General features: G+C 62.8%; 17 protein-coding genes. 12 read left to right on the top strand and 5 right to left on the bottom strand.

What is annotated here, in order from left to right:
- The coding region (locus H7B90_RS15860; RefSeq protein WP_311772736.1) for an ATP-dependent helicase C-terminal domain-containing protein at positions 1 to 1,111 on the top strand (1,111 nt) is incomplete at its 5' end.
- A 101-nt stretch (positions 1,112 to 1,212) separates the two neighbouring features.
- The gene (locus H7B90_RS15855; protein WP_185136872.1) at positions 1,213 to 1,881 is read left to right on the top strand and encodes a tetratricopeptide repeat protein; all 669 of its coding nucleotides are present in this window, start codon (positions 1,213 to 1,215) and stop codon (positions 1,879 to 1,881) included.
- A gap of 57 nt (positions 1,882 to 1,938) precedes the next feature.
- Here the strand turns inward: H7B90_RS15855 and H7B90_RS15850 are convergent, their stop codons facing one another.
- The gene (locus H7B90_RS15850; protein WP_185136871.1) at positions 1,939 to 2,178 is read right to left on the bottom strand and encodes a hypothetical protein; all 240 of its coding nucleotides are present in this window, start codon (positions 2,176 to 2,178) and stop codon (positions 1,939 to 1,941) included.
- A gap of 538 nt (positions 2,179 to 2,716) precedes the next feature.
- On the opposite strand from H7B90_RS15850, the gene H7B90_RS15845 reads away from it, so the two are divergent.
- Entirely contained in the window at positions 2,717 to 3,931 is a 1,215-nt protein-coding gene (locus H7B90_RS15845; RefSeq protein ID WP_246578396.1) for an RluA family pseudouridine synthase, read from the top strand.
- A gap of 275 nt (positions 3,932 to 4,206) precedes the next feature.
- On the opposite strand, the gene H7B90_RS15840 is transcribed toward H7B90_RS15845, so the two are convergent.
- Positions 4,207 to 4,611 (bottom strand): PilZ domain-containing protein, encoded by a 405-nt coding sequence (locus H7B90_RS15840; protein ID WP_185136870.1) that lies wholly within the window; start codon positions 4,609 to 4,611, stop codon positions 4,207 to 4,209.
- A 283-nt stretch (positions 4,612 to 4,894) separates the two neighbouring features.
- Between H7B90_RS15840 and H7B90_RS15835 the strand changes: the two genes are divergently transcribed.
- From H7B90_RS15835 to H7B90_RS15825, 3 genes are all read left to right on the top strand, one after another.
- Positions 4,895 to 5,482 carry a TetR/AcrR family transcriptional regulator gene (locus H7B90_RS15835; protein ID WP_185136869.1) on the top strand — a complete coding sequence of 196 codons (588 nt, stop codon included), beginning with the start codon at positions 4,895 to 4,897 and terminating at the stop codon, positions 5,480 to 5,482.
- Positions 5,483 to 5,566: 84 nt separating this feature from the next.
- The gene (locus H7B90_RS33430; RefSeq protein ID WP_185136868.1) at positions 5,567 to 7,705 is read left to right on the top strand and encodes a YhgE/Pip domain-containing protein; all 2,139 of its coding nucleotides are present in this window, start codon (positions 5,567 to 5,569) and stop codon (positions 7,703 to 7,705) included.
- 258 nt (positions 7,706 to 7,963) lie between these two features.
- Positions 7,964 to 10,210 carry an Ig-like domain-containing protein gene (locus H7B90_RS15825; RefSeq protein WP_185136867.1) on the top strand — a complete coding sequence of 749 codons (2,247 nt, stop codon included), beginning with the start codon at positions 7,964 to 7,966 and terminating at the stop codon, positions 10,208 to 10,210.
- Positions 10,211 to 10,338: 128 nt separating this feature from the next.
- On the opposite strand, the gene H7B90_RS15820 is transcribed toward H7B90_RS15825, so the two are convergent.
- Together H7B90_RS15820 and H7B90_RS15815 are read right to left on the bottom strand one after the other, a co-directional pair.
- Positions 10,339 to 11,658 (bottom strand): stalk domain-containing protein, encoded by a 1,320-nt coding sequence (locus H7B90_RS15820; RefSeq protein WP_185136866.1) that lies wholly within the window; start codon positions 11,656 to 11,658, stop codon positions 10,339 to 10,341.
- Positions 11,604 to 11,876 carry a hypothetical protein gene (locus H7B90_RS15815; RefSeq protein WP_185136865.1) on the bottom strand — a complete coding sequence of 91 codons (273 nt, stop codon included), beginning with the start codon at positions 11,874 to 11,876 and terminating at the stop codon, positions 11,604 to 11,606. Before H7B90_RS15815 ends, H7B90_RS15820 begins: the two co-directional genes overlap by 55 nt.
- Before the next feature lie 237 nt (positions 11,877 to 12,113).
- Here H7B90_RS15815 and gltB point away from each other — a divergent pair, with 237 nt between their 5' ends.
- Together gltB and H7B90_RS15805 are read left to right on the top strand one after the other, a co-directional pair.
- Positions 12,114 to 16,718: a glutamate synthase large subunit gene (gltB, locus tag H7B90_RS15810; RefSeq protein WP_185136864.1), complete on the top strand. Its 4,605-nt coding sequence runs from the start codon at positions 12,114 to 12,116 to the stop codon at positions 16,716 to 16,718.
- Between the two features lie 393 nt (positions 16,719 to 17,111).
- Positions 17,112 to 17,276, top strand: coding sequence for a hypothetical protein (locus tag H7B90_RS15805; protein WP_185136863.1), 165 nt, complete (start codon positions 17,112 to 17,114; stop codon positions 17,274 to 17,276).
- Between the two features lie 70 nt (positions 17,277 to 17,346).
- Here H7B90_RS15805 and H7B90_RS15800 read toward each other — a convergent pair whose 3' ends face one another.
- On the bottom strand, positions 17,347 to 17,715 hold the full coding sequence (locus tag H7B90_RS15800) for a helix-turn-helix domain-containing protein (RefSeq protein WP_185136862.1): 369 nt from the start codon (positions 17,713 to 17,715) through the stop codon (positions 17,347 to 17,349).
- A gap of 315 nt (positions 17,716 to 18,030) precedes the next feature.
- On the opposite strand from H7B90_RS15800, the gene H7B90_RS15795 reads away from it, so the two are divergent.
- From H7B90_RS15795 to galU, 4 genes are read left to right on the top strand one after another with little or no spacing between them, the layout of a single operon-like run.
- Positions 18,031 to 18,501, top strand: a complete 471-nt coding sequence (locus tag H7B90_RS15795; RefSeq protein ID WP_185136861.1) for a PilZ domain-containing protein — start codon at positions 18,031 to 18,033, stop codon at positions 18,499 to 18,501.
- Complete coding sequence (locus H7B90_RS15790; protein WP_185136860.1) at positions 18,498 to 19,256, top strand: tyrosine-protein phosphatase; 759 nt, start codon at positions 18,498 to 18,500, stop codon at positions 19,254 to 19,256. Before H7B90_RS15795 ends, H7B90_RS15790 begins: the two co-directional genes overlap by 4 nt.
- 52 nt (positions 19,257 to 19,308) lie before the next feature.
- Positions 19,309 to 19,989, top strand: a complete 681-nt coding sequence (locus tag H7B90_RS15785; protein ID WP_185136859.1) for a CpsD/CapB family tyrosine-protein kinase — start codon at positions 19,309 to 19,311, stop codon at positions 19,987 to 19,989.
- 26 nt (positions 19,990 to 20,015) lie between these two features.
- Positions 20,016 to 20,900, top strand: coding sequence for a UTP--glucose-1-phosphate uridylyltransferase GalU (galU, locus tag H7B90_RS15780; protein ID WP_185136858.1), 885 nt, complete (start codon positions 20,016 to 20,018; stop codon positions 20,898 to 20,900).
- Positions 20,901 to 20,918: the final 18 nt, after the last annotated feature.

The following is a 20,918-nucleotide window of genomic DNA, read 5'->3' as shown; positions in this document are numbered from 1 at the left end:
GGGAGGCGCGCACGCCGACGAGCGCGTCCGCGAGCGGCTGCTCGCCGAGGCGGCTCAGCTGCGCCGCTCTCTGGCGTCCGCCGCGGCCTCCTCGGCCCCAGCGGCTGCCTCCCCCGGCTCGCTCCGGTCCGGCGGCGCGGACGAGCTCGCCGCCTGCGGCGTCCTGCTCGGCTTCGCCTATCCGGACCGCATCGGCCGCCGACGCGGCGCCGGCAAGTACACGCTCAGCGTCGGCCGCGGCGCCTCGATGCCCGAGGGCCAGCCGCTCGCGCAGGAGGAATTCGTCGTCGCGGCCGAGCTCGACGATCAAGGGCTCGAGGGCCGCATCCAACTGGCGGCGGCGCTGGCGGAGGACGATTTGGAGCGGCATTTCTCCGACCTGATGAAGGAGGAGGAGCTCGTTCGCTGGGATCCCGAAGCCGAAGCGGTCCGGGCGCGGTCGGTCCGCCGGCTGGGAGCGATTCTGCTGCGGGAGCGTCCGGTCGCGAAGCCCGACCCGGCTCTCGTGACGGCGGCGCTGCTCGAGGGGATCCGCGCGGCCGGGCTCGGACTTCTGCCCTGGAGCCGCTCCGCCCGCCAGCTTCGGGAGCGGGTGCTGTTCCTCGGCCGCCATGCCGGCGGATGGCCCGACTGGACGGACGAAGGGCTGCTTGCGACCCTCGAGGAATGGCTCGCTCCTTACGCCGAAGGCATGCGAAGCCGCTCCGACCTGCAGCGGCTTAACTTGACCCAGGTGCTGGAGGCCTCCCTCTCGTGGGAGCGGCGAAGCGAGCTGGAACGGGAGGCGCCGACGCACGTGGCGGTGCCGAGCGGCTCGCGCATCCCGGTCGACTATTCCGATCCGGACGCGCCCGCCCTCGCCGTTCGGCTGCAGGAGATGTTCGGCCTGCCCGACACGCCGCGAATCGCCGGGAACCGGATTCCGCTGACGCTCCACCTTTTGTCCCCCGCCCAGAGACCGGTCCAGGTGACGCGCGACTTGGCGAGCTTCTGGCGGAACGCCTACTTCGAGGTGCGCAAGGACCTCAAAGGCCGCTACCCGAAGCACTTCTGGCCGGACGATCCGCTGCAGGCTCCCGCCACCCGCAGGGTTCGCCCTCAGACGACGTAAACCGGGACCGCCGGGGCGGACTTGTGTTATGATGGTAAAAATGCCGAATGCTAGAATCCGGAAGGCTGGAGCCGGCGGAAGCCGGAGAAGGGGGGAACGCGTTGAAGCTCTTTTTCCTGTTCGGAATGTTGTGGTGGCTGCTGGGCAATCCGTTCCTGGCGATCCTCGTCATGCTGATCGTGCTGTACGCGCTGGAGAGACGGTTCCTCGGCCTGACGCCGAGTCTCGTCCGCCCGTTCCGGAGACGAAGCGCGATCGCCAAGCAGAATCGCCAGCTGCAGCTCAATCCGCACGACGTGTCCGCCAAAACGGAGCTGGCCAGGCTGTACATCGAGGGGAGAAAATACGCGGAAGCGAAGGAGATTCTGCTCGGAATCGAGACGCAGATGGAGCATTCCGCCGAATATTGGAGCGATCTGGGGCTGTGCGAGCTGGCCCTGGGGCGCACGGAGGAGGGGGAGCGGGCGATGCTTCGCGCGCTCGGCATCAGCCCCAAGGTGAAGTACGGACTGCCGTACTTGCGACTCGGGGAGGCTTACGCCAAGAGCGACCCGGAGAAGGCGCTCGCCTATCTGCGGCAGTTCCAGGAGATCCATTCGTCTTCCTGCGAAGCTTACTACCGGTTGGGCAGCGTTTACGAGAAGATGGGGAAGATGGAGGAGGCGCGGCAGTCCTACCGGGAATGCCGGTCGATCTACCGGACGCTTCCGCGTTATATGAAGAGGCGGGAGCGCAAGTGGGCTCTCCGGAGCTACCTGAAGAGCAAGTGACCGCGTAGAAAGGGGGACCTGCCGCTTAGGCCCCCCTTCGTATCGGGTATGAGTCCATTATTCCGCTTCGGCTTCGGGAGCCGGCTCTTCGGCGGCTTCATCGGCCGCTTCGGCCGCCGCTTCCGGAGCGGCTTCCGCTTCTTCCGCGGCCTCGGCCGCCGCTTCTTCGACCGCTTCGGTTACGGCCGCCGCTTCGGCTTCCGCTTCGTCCACGACTTCCGCTACTTCGGTTGCTTCGGACTCTTCTGCAACCGCTTCCAGTCCTTCTTCCACAACGATCTCTTCGTTCGTGTCCATGCTTCCATCCTCCCGTTAATCGCTCAGATTTGAGGGGACTTGCCCCTGCTCTCTCAACTTATCACGAGAACTAGAAAGTGGAAACGGTGTTATTTTGGGGGATTTTGTAGAGATTGAACGAATTCGCGGTTTGTAATCAAATCGTAATAGTAGAGGCCGTTTTCGACAGGAAGCGATCCGGGCGGACCGAGGCGGACCGAGGCGGATCGGGGGGGGATCAGGAGGGGATCAGGGGGATCGGGGGAACGCGTCGTCTCGCGGTCGTCGGGGGCGGACATGGGAGTCCGCTGGCCAACAACGGCCGCAGCTGGGCGGGGAAGGGCGTTGCCCCTGGCTTGCCTCCGGATATCCGCGGACCGGCGGCGATTGCGGCCATTGGCCGGAGCCCCGGCGGCCGGCAGGTCGGGTCCGACGATTCTCTCGGCAGGCCGGGACGGCCGCGCGCCGCGAATGCCCGGGAAGAAGGCGGACGCGTATTTGACAAGCGGAGTTCGATCCCTTATATTGTGGGGCGAAGACGAGAACGGAGTGGATCGAGATGAGGGGAGCCGGACGGAATCGGCACCAGAGACAAGAGCCGGCGGGACGCGGCGGGGCCAAGGGGCGCTCCGACCGCGGGCGCTCGGATGCGGGGAGCGGGCGCCGCGATCGTTCCGGCGGCGGATCGGGCGGAACCGGCCGGAGCGAAGGCAAGTTCGCCGGCCGCGAACGGCATGGCGGACCGGCGGGAGCCGGCCGATCGAGCGGAGCCGCGCGTACCGGCGGCGCCGGACGCGAGGGACGCGGGCCGGCCATGGGCGCCGCAGCAGGAGCGCTCGGGGCGGGCCGGGGCCGCACTCCGTCGGCGGGAAGGGCGGTTCCCCGCGCGGAAGCGCTCAAGCCGGGCCGCCGCAAGGGCGAATGGATGGAGTTCCGGCTTCCGGAGGCTCTCGCGGGAGCGCCGATCCAGAAGGCGATGGCGCATACGCCGCTTGCGCCGAAGCTCGTATCGAAGCTGATGCAGACGAAGGGAATCGCTGTGCAGGGCTCGATTCTGCGGCTTCGGCTGTTCCCGGAGGAGCAGCGGGACTTCCCGGCCGACTGGATGGAGCTGAACGTCCTGTACGAGGACGACTTCACGCTCGTCGTCAACAAGCCGGCCGGCTACGAGGTGCACCCGAGCGAGAAGGGGCAGCGTCGGACGCTCGCCCACGCGGTGGCCGCGTATTACGAGACGACGAACCAGGACGTCCGCATTCGCCACATCCACCGCATCGACAAGGAGACGACCGGGCCCGTTCTGTACGCGAAGAACGAGTTCGCCCATTATCAATACGACAAGGAGATGCGTGAGAAAAAAATCGAACGCGTCTACCTGGCGCTGGCGGAGGGGGTCCTGCCCCAGGACAAAGGCACGATCGACAAGCCGATCGGCCAGGACCGGCACCACTCCACCCGTCGGCGGGTGAGCGAGACGGGAGACCCGGCGGTCACTCATTACGAAGTCGTGGAGCGGTTCGCGGACCATACGCTCGTCCGGCTTCGTCTCGAGACCGGGCGGACGCACCAGATCCGCGTCCATCTGTCGGCGATCGGCCATCCGCTGGCGGGAGACGGCCTGTACGGCGGGAAGAGAGGGCTTATCTCCCGCCAGGCGCTGCACGGCGAACGGCTGATCTGGCATCATCCGTGGACCGGCGAGAAGCTGTCGGCGCGCGCGCCGCTGCCGGACGACTTCGTCGCGGCGCTGGACAAGCTTCGCGGCCGGGAATAGCCCGGACCCGGGCGTCCGAGCGCCCAACAAGCGGAAAAACCCGTCTTGTTGGCCCGGACCCGGGCTCGCGAGCGCCCAACAAGCCCGGCCAACCCGGCCTAAGTTATTGCCTTTAGTTCAACGAACTCCGCCCCAACGCCGCAATCCGCATCGGTTCTGGCGGAGACAGAGGACGAGGCTGCTTCTTCGGCGAGACGTCAGCTGCCCTCCGCACGCGCAAAAGGACGAAGCCGCCCGGCTTCGTCCTTTATTCTCCCTCTATATCGATCGGATCGTCACTGCCCGGAGCCCGCGGCGGACGAGGAAGCGGCCTCTGCGGCGGCTTGAAGCTTCTGCTTCGAATACTGTTTCAGCTCCTCGGTGATCTCCCTCTGCTTGCCCGGCTCGAACTTGACGCCGTACACGAAGCCGTACGCCTTCTGCTCCTGCCAGATAATCGTCCCCCGCAGCTCGAGCGGATTGGCCAGCTTGAACGAGAGAACGATCTTGCACTCGTTCTGCGCGGCCCGGAAGTTCAGGGAACTCTCCAGCTTGCACCCGTTCGGGCTGAGATCGAGGATCTCGGCTTCTCCCTGGCTGCTCTCCAGGTGGCTGTGATTGATCTCGTACAGCCGGATGAGGCAGCTAAGCGAGGGCTCGAACGTATAGCGGAACGGTTCGTTGCGTCTCGAGACGATCATGAGTACCCACCCTCCAAATACGCCATAATGAAAGTTGATTCCGCGGTCAAGCGAAGCCGCGATTGCCCTCAGTATACAAACCGATGCTGAACAAATTCTGAAATTTGCTAGGAAAATGGGAATACGGCAAGCGACGATCCGGTCGAGCGTGGGAAAAATAAGCTTGAAAACGGCTTGAAAACCCGCCGGGACTGTGATATTTTTAATAGCGAGAACCGACTGACCGAATTGTTATTTTGGTCAGTCGCCAGGGAATCCCGGAGAGAGAGGAGGCAAGACGACGATGCAGGAGCGCGAAACGCCCGACCGGCGCAAGCAAGTCGCAGAGGCGGCGGCCCGTTCGTTCGCCACGTTCGGGTATAAGGGCACGACGATGGATCAGGTCGCCAAGCTGGCTCAAGTCGGCAAGGGGACGATCTATACTTTTTACGCCAACAAGGAAGAGCTGTTCGACGAGATTATGACCGGCTTGATCCGCGATCTGCGCGCCGTGGCGGACGAGACGGTGGATCCCAAGCTACCGTTCGCCGACAATCTGATGAACGTGCTGCACCGGGTGCTGGACTTCCGGGACCGCCACTCGCTGGCCGTCAAGCTGTCGCAGGAAGTGCGGGACATCGGGACGCCGATGGCGAAGGAAGGCCTGGAGACGCTGGAGAAGGCGATCATCTCGTATATCGCGCGCCACGTGAAGGAAGCGGCGGACAAGGGGGAGATCCGGCCGTGCCCTCCCGAGCTGACGGCGTATATGATGTTGAAAATGTACCTGGCCCTGACGGCGGAAGGCCGCCATCTGCACGAGCCGCTCGGCAAGGACGAGGTGCTCGAGCGCTTCCGGTTTTACTGCATCGAAGGGTTGGCGCTTCGCTGACGCTTTCTTTTTTTGACGCAAACTGACCGAATGAGAGAAATGGTCAATTCGTATCGCAATGGGATAAAGGAACGGAGTGAGAACATGAAGAGAGAGAGAAATGCGCGCGCGGGCGCGATCCGCGGCGAGTTCCGGAGACTGACGGGCAGCAAGATGGCGATGCTGTCCATGGTCGGGCTGATGGTCATTCCGCTGCTCTACAGCGGCATGCTGATCGGCGCGTTCTGGGATCCGTACGGGAAGCTGGAAGATCTGCCGGTGGCGGTCGTCAACGAAGATAAGGGCGCTCAGATGGACGGCAAGTCCCTGCAGGTCGGGCAGGATCTCGTCGAGGAGCTGAAGGACAACAAGGACTTCAAGTGGACGTTCACGGACGAGAAGGAAGCGTTGGAGGGGCTGCGGGATCACCGGTACTCCCTTGCCTTCGTCATTCCGGAGGACTTCTCCAGGAAGGCGACGACGCTTAAAGACGAGACGCCCGAGCCGGCGAACATCGAATATTACGTCGACGACGGCTACAATTACTTGTCCTCGCGCATCGGCGCGGAAGCTTCGGAGGCGCTCAAGACGAAGGTCGGCCACGCGGTGACCAAGGCTTACGCCGATGCGATGTTCGAATCCGTGGGCCAAGCCGCGGACGGCTTCCGCGAAGCGGCGGACGGCGCGTCCAAGCTGACGGACGGGGCCAAGGAAGCGGAGGAAGGCGCGCGGCGGCTGCACGACAATCTCGCGAAGCTGGCGAGCGGGGCGACCCAGGTGCAGCAGGGTGTGGGCCAGCTGTCGGCCGGAGCTTCGAAGCTGGCAAGCGGAGCGAAGACTGTGTCCTCCGGCAGCGTGAGCCTGGCGGACGGGCTGAAGCAGCTGGCCGCGGGAGGCGGGCAGCTGGCCGGCGGCGCCGCCCAGGCTGCGGAGGCGGCGGCCAAGCTGTCGGCGGGAGCGGGCAAGCTCGCGGCGAGCGGCGAGACGCTGGCGGCGGGAGCCGAATCGGCCAAGGCGGGCGGCGCGAGCCTGTCCGACGGGGCGAATAAGCTCGCCGCCGGGCTGAAGCAGTATGCGGAAGCGCACGGAGGCATGGCGGACGACGCCGCGTTCCAGCAGCTGCTGGCGGCGGCGGAGTCGGTCGCTTCCGGCGCGGCGCAGGTGAAGGACGGGACGGCCGCGGTGGCCGACGGCGCCGGACGGCTGGCCGCGGGCCAGAAGGAGCTGGCGCAAGGCGCGTCCGCGCTGCCGGCCGGGGTCTCGAAGCTCGAGACCGGGCTGGCGACGCTCAGCGGCAAGCTGGCGGAGGCTTCCGGAGGCGCGTCCAAGCTCGCGACGGGAGCCGGGGAGCTCGCGGCGGGGGCCGAATCGCTCCGCGCCGGGCTGGGCGCGGCGGGCAGCGGGCTGCTGCAGGTGACGGACGGCTCGGCGAAGCTGACGGACGGCTCGAAGACGCTGGAGGGCGGCCTGAACAAGCTGCAGGACGGCTCGAAGGAGCTGTCGGATAAGCTGGGCGACGCGTCGCGGCAAGCGTCCGAAGTGAAGGGCACCGACAAGCAGAGCGAGATGTTCTCCGATCCGATCGCGGTCGAGGAGCACAAGCTGGCCGACATTCCGAACTACGGAACCGGCATGACGCCTTACTTCCTCTCGCTCGGCCTGTACGTGGGCGTGCTGATGTCGACGATCATCATTCCGCTTCGCGACGCGGCCGGCGAAGTGAGAAGCGGCTTCCGGTGGTATCTCTCCAAGCTGCTCCTGTTCGCACCTCTCGTGCTGCTGCAAGCCGTGCTGGTGGACACGGTGCTGATCGCGGGCATCGGGCTCGACGTGCCGAACGTTCCGCTCTTCTACGGGGTCAGCGTCGCGATCGGATTGACGTTCATGACGATCGTCCAATTTTTCGTGACGCTCGCCGACACGGTCGGGCGCTTCATCGCCGTCGTGCTGCTGACGCTGCAGCTGGCTTCCAGCGCCGGCACGTACCCGAGCGAGCTGCTGCCGGGCTGGCTGCAGACGATCGGCGACTGGATGCCGATGACGTACGCGATCCGCGCGATGCGGCTGACGCTCGCCGGAGGGGACGGCTCGGAGATCGCCGCGAACCTGTGGACGCTGGCCATCTATGCCGTCGCGTTCATCGCGCTGACTCTCGTTCTGTTCGCCGTACGCGGCCGGCATGCGGACCGTTACCTCGCGCCGGAAGCCGGCGCCTTGAACGGCGGCGCTTCCGCGAACGCGTGAGCCGCGCGGACCAAGGCAGGCAGACCCAAGCGAAGATGTTCATCAACAGCCGTTCCGCTTCTATGCGGAGCGGCTTTTTGGCGCGGCGGATAGGAATGCCGCCGGAAGCGAAGTCCGCGGCCGCCGCGATTCCTCGTTGCCGATTCGCCGAATTTGAGACTAACGTCCCGTTTTTGTTCATATCGGTTCATTTTGAGGGAAGATCCGCCGTTATAAAGGGTGTATGGAATTTTTTGCCCTAGGAGGATAAGCCACACGATGAGAAGCAACCAGATGGAGAAGACGGGGGCGAAGCCCGGCCGCGGACAGCCGTTCGTTTATCGGTTCGTGGCGGCGCTGCTGCTGATCGCCCTGGTCTGGGGACAAGCGGGCGGAATCGCCTCCGCGGAAGACACGGTGACGGGCGTGGAGCTGTCGGCTCCTACGACCACGGTATACGTCGGCGAAGATTCGATCGCGCTGTCGCTGATTGCGTCGATTAGCGGTTCGTCTTCGAAGAAGGACGTCACCTCGAGCGCGACGTGGACGTCGTCGAATTCGGCGGTCAGCGTCAGCGGGGGAGTCGTCACGGCGAAGTCCAACGCGACCAACGTCGTCATCACCGGCAAGTACGGCGGATACACGGCGACGATTGCGATGAAGTCTTTATATAGGTACAGTTCCATCGAGATTCAGAAGGACGGCGTGGCCGTCGACGCCAAGATGAACGTGCAGTTGGGCGACCCGCTCATTCTGACGGCATACGGCAAGGGGACGGACAGCAACGATTCGAAGGTCGTCACCGACGACGCGTCGTGGTCGACGTCGAACTCGAGCGTCGCGACGGTGGACGACGGCGAAGTGACTCTGGTCGCTTCGGGCACGGCCACGATCACCGTCAGCTACCTCGGCCGCACCGACTCGGTCGTCCTGACCATCGCGTCTCCGTACAAGAGCCTGACGGTGGACCCGGCGGGACCGGTCGAGAAGCTGGTGGACGACGACGAGCTGCAGCTTAAGGCATCCGCCCAGCTGAAGACGGGCGGCTCCGACGAGGTCGTCACCGACAAGGCGACCTGGACGACCTCCAACGCGAGCGTCGTCAAGGTCAGCGAAGACGGCGAAGTGTCCTTCGTCGGCGTCGGCACGGCGAGCGTAACGGCTACTTATCTGGGCGTGTCCGGATCGGTGACGTTCGTCGTCCGCACTCCGTACGAAGCGCTGCGCACGACTCCCGAGAAGACGATGAAGCTGTCGCTTCAGGACGAGCCGGCGGAAGTGACGGCTTACGTCATGAAGGACGCGACCAAGAGCGAGGTCGTAACGGACGAGGCGACCTGGACCTCTTCCGATCTGGTCGTGGCGACGGTAGCCAAAGGCGCCGACGGCAAGACGTACGTGACGCCGAAGAGCGCGGGCACGACGACGATCAAGGCTTCCTACAAGGGGCTGACCCGCCAGATTACGGTGACGGTCTACCCGACGGTCACCTCCCTCAAGCTGGAGAAGGAGACCATCGATACGTACGCGGGCGAGACGGGCTCCTTCCCGGCCGTAACCGGCGAAGCGCTGTCCGGCGACACGGTCGCGGTCTCGGACGCGGTCGTCTGGACGTCCGATAACGACGAGATCGTCGCGATCGAAGACGGCAAGTGGAAGGCGCTCAAGACGGGGGTCGCCAAGCTGACGGCCACGCTGCCGAACAGCAAGAACGCGGCGGGCCAGCCGTTCGCCGTCACCTTGACGGTTAACGTGAACAAGAAGGTCCACCTGCTCGTGGCGGATTCGAGCAGCGTGAGCATCATTACCGGCCAGGAAGTCCCTTACCCGACGATCCACGTCATCTACGAGAACGGGGAAGAAGAGGATATCCAGGACAAGGTAACCTGGAAGTCTTCCTCGGCCAACGTGCTCGTGAAGGACTCGGCGTTGACGTGGAAGGGCTTGGTCGCGTCCAAGGCGACGATGACCGGCACGTACCTGAACGCGACGATCAAATTGCAGGCGGTCGTGGAGGACGAATACATTACGTATACGATCGAGCCTTCCGCGATCGAGCTGACGATCAAGAAGTCCAAGTCGATCAAGGTCACGGGCAAGACGAAGGCAGGCAAGAAGGTGTCGCTCGGATCTCGGATCGAGTGGACCTCGTCGGACGAATCGATCCTGACCGTGAACGGGGCGAGCGCGAAGGCGCTGGCGGAGGGCAACGGCAGCCTGACGGCCACGTTCCAGGGCAAGAAGCTGACCGTTCCGTTCTCCGTCAAGCCGAAGCTGACCAAGCTGACGGCATCCAGCCCGACGGTCGAGCTGACTTCGGGCGGGACCGCTACCGTGAGAATCACGGCCGTCTACGAGAACGGCAAGACGGTCGACGCGACCGCCGGAGCTCAGTGGAAGGCGACCAGCGCGAAGGTCGCGAAGGTGGCGGGCGGCACGATTACGGCCGTCGCCAAAGGAAGCACGACCGTCAAAGCCACCTTCGAGGGCAAGACGGTCTCGATTCGGGTCAAGGTGTCCAAGTAAAGGGCGACATCCTAAACGAATCCAAAAAAGGTTGAGCGGGAGAATCCCGGCTCAACCTTTTTTTTGTGTCGCTTGCCGCCTTTGGCTGGACATACTAACCGGAACGAACCGGCGAACGCGCGCGTTGCTTAAGAATGAATGAATGCGGTATTCAGTTTGGCGCGGTAGACGACCTGGTATTGCAGCCCCGTCGCGACGGCGGCGAGCGGCACGTACGTCTTCTGGACGCCGCCGACCTTCTCCAGGTAAGCCGAAGCCGCCAGCTCGCGGGAAGCTCCGTTCACCTTCATCGTCTTGGCGCCGATCGTAATCGAGACTTCGCCGCCGTTCTTGCGGAACGTAGCGGTCCTCGTCTTGTTGTCCCACGTCAGCCGGGCTCCCGTGGCCGCGGCCACGTCGCTCAAGGCGAGGTAGGTCGTTCCGTTCTTCAGCGTGGGCTTGTTCGCCGTCGTCAGCGGCCGGCCGTCGATGTAGATGGCGGGCGCCGCAGGCGAGGCGGGCGTTCCCTTCGAAGCCGTCGGAATCGGCGTGTACTCGTTCCATACCGCCATCGAGAAGCGCTTGGCCATCTCGAGGTAGCCGGCCTGGTTCGGATGGACGTCCTTCTCGTAGAAAATGTGCGTGTAGGCCATCTCCTTGCCGAGGAAGGCGTCCCGGACGTGAACGATGCCGATGTCGATGCCTTCGGCCCGGAGCTGCTCGGCCATCCGGTCCAGCCGTTCCGCGAGATCGTCGGTCACCTTGACGAAGCGGTCGTAGAGATCGGCGTTGAACGGCTTCGGTATCGGCAAATATTGATCGGACAGCTTGATGGAAGCGCCGGGCGCCAGCTCGCCGATCAGACGGATCGCTTGCGTCACTTGTTCTGTATAATTATTCAGTCTCGTGTCGATGTCCCGATCGATAGCTTCGAGCGCGTCCTTCGTCTCCAGCTCCGCCAGCCCCCGTATGTAATCCAGGAAGTCGTTGCCTCCGATCGTCAGGGCGACCAGGTCCGCTTGGGCGAGCGCGGCGTTCAGTTCCGCCGTCCTGGCCGCGGTCTTGTTCGCTTCCTCGGCGATGCGGGCGTCGCCGTACTTGGCGAAGTCCTGCAATTGCGAGCCCGTAAGAGGCTTCTTGTCCTTGGCGCCCTGAAGCAGATTCGTCAACCCGGACGAGGTGAGTCCCAGGACGGCGTAGTTGCTCTCCTCGGCGCGGCCGCGGAGCAGCGCTTGCTCGAGCAGCCTGTCGGCGTACCCGTAGACGTCGGCCTGGGAAGCGGCGCCCGGCTCGTAGCCGACGCTGACGGAATCGCCGAGGATGACGATCCGGTACGTCTGCGGCTGCGCGGCCGCGGCTTCGGCTTCGGCGGCCGCGACCGGCCGCGCCGGGCCGAACGTCCCGGCCGCCCCGATTAGAATCGCGCCCGCCAGAACGGCGGCGCCTGCTTGTCGAATTTTCTCGAACATGGTATCCTCTCCTTCATCATGCCGAATGCGGACAGGAAATAATCGCTTATCGGCTTCATAAAAATATTAAATTGCCATCCTTCGCGCTCTGGTGTTAAAATAATATAACTACAAAATGAATAAATATAAAAACGCACGCGGAACGGCCGCTTCATCCGCCGAAATTCGTCGAACGACGCGCCGTTGCCGATGCCGACCGGGCCCCGTTCCTCGTTCATTGTATCAGATTCGCCGGCCGATAAGTTGCGCGATTTTATTCGGACGATTCGGAACGGATGGGCCGTCGGGCTTATCCGTTCGCGGGTCGTTCGCACCGACTGAGGGCTTATCTCCACGGTTCAGATAGCAGTAGGAAGTTGCCGCGCTCGAACCTTCCCGGAATGTCTAACGTCGCCTGGCCGTCACCGTCCCAAGGCCTCCCCCTTCAAACTCTTCCTAAGAAAGGTTGCGTTTATATGAATGAGCTTGTGAACGGATTGCCCCCGAAGCAGGGGTTGTACGATCCGCAATATGAGAAGGATGCCTGCGGCATGGGCTTCGTCGCCCATATCAAAGGCCGCAAGTCGCACGAGATCGTCGAGCAGGCGCTCTCGCTGCTGATCAACATGGAGCATCGCGGCGGCCAAGGCAGCGAGCCCAACTCCGGGGACGGCGCCGGCATCCTGCTGCAGATCCCGCACGCCTTCTTCGCGGACGAGGCTTCGAAGCTCGGCTTCTCGCTGCCGGCCGAAGGGCAGTACGCCGTCGGCATGGTGTTCCTGACCCAGAACGAGAAGGAACGGGCCAAGCATGAAGAGATGTTCGCGTCCATCGTCGAGGAGGAAGGCCTGTCTCTCCTCGGCTGGCGTACCGTTCCGACCCGCGACGACATGCTCGGCATCTCGGCCAAGCGCGTCAAGCCGTTCGTCCGCCAGGCGTTCATCTCCCGTCCGGCCGCCCTGGCCGACGACTTGGCGTACGAGCGCAAGCTGTACGTCGTCCGCAAGCGCGCCGAGAAGGCGATCCGCTACTCCGGCATCGAAGGCGGCGAGACGTTCTACTTCACCAGCCTGTCGAGCAAGAAGATCATTTACAAGGGGATGCTCACGACCGAGCAAGTCGGCCAGTTCTACGTCGAGCTGCACGATCCGAAGCTCGTGACGGCCATCGCCCTCGTCCACTCCCGCTTCTCGACGAACACGTTCCCGAGCTGGGAGCGCGCGCATCCGTTCCATTATATGATCCACAACGGCGAGATCAACACGCTGCGCGGCAACGAGAACTGGATGCACGCCCGTCAGACGCTGTTCGAATCCGAGCTGTTCGGGGACGACCTGGAGAAGGTCAAGCCGATCATCAACCATGACGGCTCCGATACCGGCAAGTTCGACAACACGTTCGAGTTCATGTACCTGTCCGGCCGTTCGCTCGCCCACGTCGCCATGATGATGGTTCCGGAGCCTTGGCAGAACGACGAGCATATGGACGACGACAAGAAGGCCTTCTACGAATATCACAGCACGCTGATGGAGCCTTGGGACGGCCCGGCCGCCATGGGCTTCACCGACGGCACGCAGATCGGCGCGATTCTGGACCGCAACGGCTTGCGTCCGGCCCGCTACTACGTGACGAAGGACGACCTGATCATCATGGCTTCCGAAGCCGGCGTTATCGAGCTTCCGCCGGAGGACATCGTGCTGAAGGACCGCCTGCGCCCGGGCCGCATGCTGCTCGTGGACACGAAGGAAGGCCGCATCGTCTCCGACGAGGAGCTGAAGAAGGCGATCGTCACCGAGCATCCGTACCGGGAGTGGCTGAACGACCATCTGGTCGACCTGTCCGACCTTCCGGACGCTCCGGAGCTTCCGGAGCCGGATCACGCGACCGTCCAGCAGCGCCAGCAGGCGTTCGGCTACACGTTCGAGGATATCCGCAAGATCATCGAGCCGATGGCGTCCAGCGGCGTCGAACCGCTCGCTTCGATGGGTTACGACGCTCCGCTGGCGGTGCTGTCCGCCCGCCCGCAGCGCTTGTTCAACTACTTCAAGCAGCTGTTCGCCCAGGTGACGAATCCGCCGATCGATGCGATCCGCGAGGAGATCATCACGTCGACGTACACGACGGTCGGCCCGGAGCGCAACCTGCTTCATCCCGAGCCGGAGAGCTGCCGTCATATCCGGCTGCAGTCGCCGATTCTCTCGAACGAGGACTTCGCGAAGCTGCGCCACGTTCACCGTCCGGGCTTCAAGTCGATCACGCTGCCGATCTTCTTCGAGGCCGCCAAGGGCGAAGAAGGCTTGCGCGAAGCGATGAACACGCTGTGCGAAGCGGCCGACCGAGTCATCTCGCGCGGCCATAACATTCTGATTCTGTCCGACCGCGGCATCGACGGCGACAACGCCGCGATTCCGTCGCTGCTGGCGGTCTCGGGCCTGCACCATCACCTGATCCGCCAAGGCACCCGGACGAAGGTCAGCATCCTGCTCGAATCCGGCGAGCCGCGCGAAGTGCATCACTTCGCCCTGCTGCTCGGCTACGGCGTCAGCGCGGTGAACCCGTACCTGGCGTTCGAGACGCTCGACGACCTGATCCGCCAAGGCATGCTGCGGAACATCTCGCACGAGAAGGCCGTCAAGAACTACCTGAAGGCCGCGAACAAGGGCGTCGTCAAGGTGCTGTCCAAGATGGGCATCTCGACGATCCAGTCGTACCGCGGCGCGCAGATCTTCGAAGCGATCGGCCTGAAGACCGACCTGATCGAGCAATACTTCACGTGGACGCCGTCGAGAATCGGAGGCGTAGGCCTCGACGTTATTGCGGAAGAGACGCTGAAGTCGCATAACCGGGCGTTCGAGAAGCAGGAAGGCGCCGTCCGCGAGCTGGACTCCGGCGGCGACTACCAGTGGCGCAAGGACGGGGAAGACCATCTCTTCAACCCGAAGACGATTCATACGCTGCAGATGGCGACCCGCTCGAACGATTACGGCCTGTACAAGAAGTTCTCTTCGCTCGTTCAAGGCGAATACGAGGAGATTCGCACGCTCCGTTCGCTGCTCGACTTCAAGTTCGACCAGCCTCCGGTGCCGATCGAAGAGGTCGAATCGGTCGAATCGATCTTCAAGCGGTTCAAGACGGGCGCGATGTCGTTCGGCTCGATCAGCAAGGAAGCGCACGAGGCGCTCGCCATCGCGATGAACCGGATCGGCGGCAAGTCGAACTCCGGCGAAGGCGGCGAGGATCCGGCGCGCTTCAAGCCGGACGCGAACGGCGACTTGCGCCGCAGCGCGATCAAGCAGGTCGCGTCGGGACGCTTCGGCGTGACGAGCTACTACCTGGCGAACGCGGAAGAGATTCAGATCAAGATGGCGCAAGGGGCGAAGCCGGGCGAAGGCGGCCAGCTCATGGGACGCAAGGTATACCCGTGGGTCGCGGAAGTCCGCGGCACGACGCCGGGCGTCGGCCTGATCTCGCCGCCTCCGCACCATGACATCTATTCGATCGAGGACTTGGCGGAGCTGATCCACGATCTGAAGAACGCGAACCGCCACGCGCGGATCAACGTCAAGCTCGTCTCCGAGGTGGGCGTCGGCACGATCGCGGCCGGCGTCGCGAAGGCCCGCGCCGACGTTATCCTCGTCAGCGGCTACGACGGCGGCACCGGCGCGTCTCCGATCGGCTCGATCCGCCACGCGGGCTTGCCGTGGGAGCTCGGCCTCGCCGAGACGCATCAGACGCTGATTCTGAACAACCTGCGCGACCGCGTCGTCGTCGAGACCGACGGCAAGATGATGACCGGCCGCGACATCGCGATCGCCGCGCTGCTCGGCGCCGAAGAATACGGCTTCTCGACCGCGCCGCTCGTCGTGCTCGGCTGCATCATGATGCGCGTCTGCCAGCTCGACACGTGCCCGGTCGGCGTCGCGACGCAGAACCCCGAGCTTCGCAAGAAGTTCATGGGCGATCCGGAATACGTCGTCAACTACATGCGCTTCCTGGCTCAGGAATTGCGCGAGATCATGGCGCAGCTCGGCTTCCGTACGATCGACGAGATGGTCGGACGCACCGACCGCCTGGACACGAAGAAGGCGATCAGCCACTTCAAGGCGCAAGGCGTCGACCTGACCGATCTTCTGCATATGCCACAGCTGCCGGAAGGCTCGGCCCGCTACAACGTGAAGACGCAGAACCACGGCCTGGAAGAATCGCTCGACCTGCAGCAGCTGCTGGCGGCGGCGGCTCCGGCCCTGGAGAGCGGGGAGCGCGTGCGCGGCACGTTCCCGATCAAGAACACGAACCGGGTCGTCGGCACGATCGTCGGCCACGAGGTGACGAACCGCTACGGCAAGGACGGCCTGCCGGAAGACACGATCAACTTCCACTTCGTCGGCACGTCCGGCATGAGCTTCGGCGCGTTCGTGCCGAAGGGCATGACGCTCTCGCTCGAAGGCGACGCCAACGACTACATCGGCAAGGGACTGTCCGGCGGCAAGATCATCGTCTATCCGTCGCCGAAGGCGACGTTCAAGGCGGAGGAGAACATCATCGCCGGCAACACGGCGTTCTACGGCGCCACGGGCGGCGAAGCGTACGTGCGCGGCATCGCCGGCGAACGGTTCGCGGTCCGGAACAGCGGAGCGAACGTCGTCGTCGAAGGCGTCGGCGACCACGGCTGCGAATACATGACCGGCGGACGCGTCGTCATCCTCGGCCGGACGGGACGCAACTTCGCGGCCGGCATGTCGGGCGGCATCGCCTACGTCGTCGACTGGAACGGCGACTTCGTGAATCGCTGCAACCTCGAGATGGTCTCGCTGGAGCGGCTCGAAGAAGAGAAGGAGATCTCCGAAGTGCGCGGTATGATTGAGAAGCACGCCCAGTACACGGGCAGCGAATTGGGCCGCCGCATCCTGGAGCAGTGGGAGGAGTTCCTGCCTCGCTTCGTGAAGGTCATCCCGAAGGACTACAAGCGGATGCTCGAGCAGATCGCCAAGGTCGAAGCCCAAGGCCTCAGCGGCGAGAAGGCGCTCTTGGCGGCATTCGAAGCCAACATGCGCGACCTGTCCCGCGTAGGCGGCAACTAAACCGAAGCAATCTGAAGCAATTCGAAGCAATCTGAAGCAATTCGAAGCTATCCGAAGCAACGCAACGAACGAATCGAGCCCGAGACGGACTTCCCGGAGGAAGCCCCGTTCTTGGGCTTTTTTGTGCCATCTGGGATAGGACGCGATGCCCATCGACTTCTTGTCGATAATCGGGTAATCTTGGGTAGAACATTCCAAATGATGTCATCTTCGAAAATATACGTAAACGCATCCAATAGAGCAGGGGATTACCATTCGCGTACAGCTCCGAGCATTCGACAAAAAGCGCTGTTAAATTTTAGTTAATCCAAACAATCTCCGACAGTCTCCGCGCCTCAAATCTTGTATAATGATCTACATGTACGAATCTCGTTCTAGAGAGAGGGTTTGGATGTGGATAAGGAGTTGGATCTGCCCATGAATGGCAATGAAGAGCAGAAGACTGTAGTATTAGACATCCGAAGCATTCTAGAACAGCTCGGCATCGAGAAGGAGAGGTGGCCGGATGAGTGGTTCGGCCGCGAGAAGGTAGAGCAAAGCTCAGGCAATCCTACATAACGAATCAAACGGATAAACCTCAATGAATGCCCCCGGCCGGCAGCCGTCCGCATCCATTGAGGTTTATTCGTTAATTCATGGCGCGCTCGGCGCGAATGAACGCGATGAACCGGCGGGCTTCCTCCGGGGTCAGCTTGCGCCCGTCGATCGTAAGGGAGAATTTGTCCAGCAGTTCGACCTCGGACAGCTCCAGCTGGTCCGTGAAGCTTCGGACGCCCTCGTCTAACGTTATATGGGGGTTGTCGGTCCGGCCGACCAAATAATCGATAGATACGTTGAACAGATCGGCGACCTTCGTCAGCGTCTCCGAGTCGGGCTCCCTTCTGTTCTTCTCGTAGTGTGACAGGGCCGCCCGCGAGATACCGAGGGAAGAGGACAGTTCTTCTTGCGTCCAACCGCGCTTCTCGCGAAGTTGAGAGATGCGGCTTCCTATGTTCATCCGAATTCCCTCCAGTGCAATCGGTTTGTTTCCATCATAATATGTTTACGATTTGTTTGCATCGCTTGCGACGAAACGTCGCAATTAATTCCGCCACGATTTTATCGAAATCCCCGGAACCATTGGAAAATAAGGCTTTTTCTGAAACCGCGTACATTTCTTCAGTCCTATTCCCCGCGAAAAACCACTTGACACGATACAAATTGTGTCATATAGTCGATTCAGAAACGATACAATTTGTATCTAGAAGTAGTATACCCAGGAAGATCCGAAAATATCCGTTCGAAGCTTCGAATGCCAACTGGAGGCGCGTTCATGAATCCCATGGAAGTCATGGAAGCCGAGCATCCCTACTCGCGGCGACGACACGTCCGTCTGCGCCTTCCCGCGGACCAGCGGGCCGAGATCCGGATCATCGCCATCGGCCAGGTCGACTTGACCAGTCCTCCAGGCTTCGTAAGACTTCTGAACGTTAGCGAAGGAGGCTGTTGCTGCGGCAGCGATCTGCGCTTCCCGGTGCATCCCCGCGTCCTTATGGAGATGAGATGGACCTTCGAGGACCGCACGATCGCCTTGGCCGGCAAGATCGTCTGGCGGGAGCAGGAAGAGGGCGGATACCGCTACGGCGTTCAGTTCGTCATGACTCCGCTGCAGCGGTCGAACCTGATCGGCCATCTGAACGCCGTCCTGCTGAGCCTGTGTCCCGGCCAATCCCGAATACACGCCCTGTACCGTCAAATGACGTCCGTCCCCTATCAGATGAAAAACGAGGAGGCGCCATCATGATCGATCTCCATTGCCACCTTCTCCCCGGCTTGGACGATGGTCCTCTCACTTGGGAAGAGTCGCTGGAGATGGCCCGGACCGCGGCCAAGCAGGGCGTCCGAGCGATCGTCGCGACTCCCCACCACGCGAACGGCCGATACGACAACCCCTCCGCCGAGGTCAAGGAGAGCGTCGGCCGCCTCAATCGCGCCTTGCTGGAGAATCGCATCCCGCTGACCGTGTACCCGGGCCAGGAGATCCGAATCTACCCGAACCTGTTGGACGATCTCGAGCAAGGCAAGCTGCTTCCGTTGGGGGAATCCCGTTATCTGCTGCTCGAGCTGCCCGACGAATGGAGCTTGTCCGCATTGATGGATCTGTTCTACGAGCTGAAGCTGATGGGCTACGTTCCCGTGATCGCCCACCCCGAACGGCATTTGACCCTGGTTCGCAATTCCTCCCTGATGGCCGAATTCGTGGAGTTCGGGGCGATCGGCCAAGTGACTTCCCACTCGCTGCTTGGCAAGTACGGGAACGCGATCCGCAGATGCGCCCTTCATATGTGCCGCGAAGGGATGATTCATCTGCTCTCCTCCGACGCCCACCGCCCCCGCATCCGCGGCTACGAGATGGACGCCGCTTACCGGACGATCGAACGCGAAGTCGGAAGCGAGTTCGCCCAGACGCTTCGCGAGAACAGCCGGAAGGCGCTGAGGAACGAACCGCTCGGCGCCGCGCGGCACCTGAAGAAGCAGCGCAAGGCCTGGTTCATCTAATCGCGCGCGGCGCGCGGGGCACGACCATTCGAACAACGGCAGGTGAACAAGCATGTCCAGAATCTCGCTGGAATCCAAGCTGGTCACGAAGACGAATCCGGCTTCTCCGCTGTCCGAAGCCTATCGGACTCTTCGTACGAATATCCTGTTCTCGTCCATCGACAAGCCCGTCCAGACGATCGTGGTGACGTCGCCCAATCCGGGAGACGGGAAGACGACGACGATCGCGAATCTCGCGGTCACTTACGCCCATGAGGGCAAGCGGACGCTCGTCGTGGACGGCGACCTTCGCAAGCCTTCCCTGCACTATATGTTCATGAAGTCGAACCGGGCCGGCTTGACGAACGCCCTGTTCAAGGATAACGCCTGGCAGGAGATCGTACAGGAGACGGACGTGCCGGGATTGGACCTGATGACGAGCGGCAGCGTCCCCCCCAATCCGAACGAGATTCTCTCCTCCCAGCGGATGCAGGAGCTCGTCGCCCAGTGGAGGGAGCATTACGACGTCATTCTGTTCGATTCTCCTCCCTTGCTCGCGGTCACGGACGGGCTGATCCTCTCGTCTCTCAGCGACGGCGTCGTGCTGGTCGTCAAGTCCGGCAAGACGAAGCTCGGGGCCGCCCGCAAGATGCTGAACCAATTGGAATTCGCCAAAGCGAAGGTGCTGGGGACGGTGCTCAACAACAAGAAGAGCGGCCGAGCCTCCGGTTATCTTTACGCTTACGGGCACTGAATACAAGTAAGGGATAGGTGATGGAGATGAGAAAAGTAAGAAAAGCGATCATCCCGGCGGCGGGTATGGGTACCCGGTTCCTTCCGGCGACGAAGGCGATGCCGAAGGAGATGCTGCCGATCGTCGACAAGCCGACCATTCAGTACATCGTCGAAGAGGCGGTCGCGGCGGGCATCGAGGACATTCTGATCGTGACGGGGAAGGGCAAGCGGGCGATCGAGGACCACTTCGATTCCTCGTTCGAGCTCGAGCACACCTTGCTCGGCAAGGGCAAGCTCGACCTGCTTCGCAAGGTGCAGCATTCCCACAACATGGTGGACATCCATTATATCCGGCAGAAGGAGCCGCGGGGACTGGGGCACGCGGTCTGGTGCGCCCGCAAGTTCATCGGCGACGAGCCGTTCGCGGTACTCCTCGGCGACGACATCGTCACGGCGCCGACGCCGTGCATCGGACAGCTGATGGATCAATTCGAGCGGACGCAATGCTCCATCGTCGGCGTCCAGAAGGTGGAGCAGGAGGAAATCAGCCGCTACGGCATCATCGATCCCGATTACGGCGCCGACCGGCTGTACAAGGTGGGGCGGATGGTGGAGAAGCCGAACGCGGCGGAAGCGCCCTCCAATCTGGCCATCATGGGCAGGTACATATTGACCCCGGCCATCTTCGACATGCTGGAGAACGCGGAGCCGGGGGCGGGCGGGGAGATTCAACTGACGGACGCGATCGGCCGCTTGTGCGAGACCGAGGGCGTGTACGGCTATCACTTCGAAGGCACCCGGTACGACGTGGGCGAGAAGCTCGGCTTCATTCTGACTTCGCTGGAATTCGCTCTTCAGAGCGAGGAGCTGCGCCATCCGATCCTGCGGAAGATGGAATCGATCGTGTCGGACGTTCACCGGTACGTCTGACGGTAGCGAGGGGGGGAA

Origin of the sequence: Cohnella xylanilytica (genome assembly GCF_014212175.1) — a bacterium.
Classification (GTDB): Bacteria; Bacillota; Bacilli; order Paenibacillales; family Paenibacillaceae; genus Cohnella; species Cohnella xylanilytica.
This window is presented reverse-complemented; position numbering and strand designations above follow the sequence as displayed.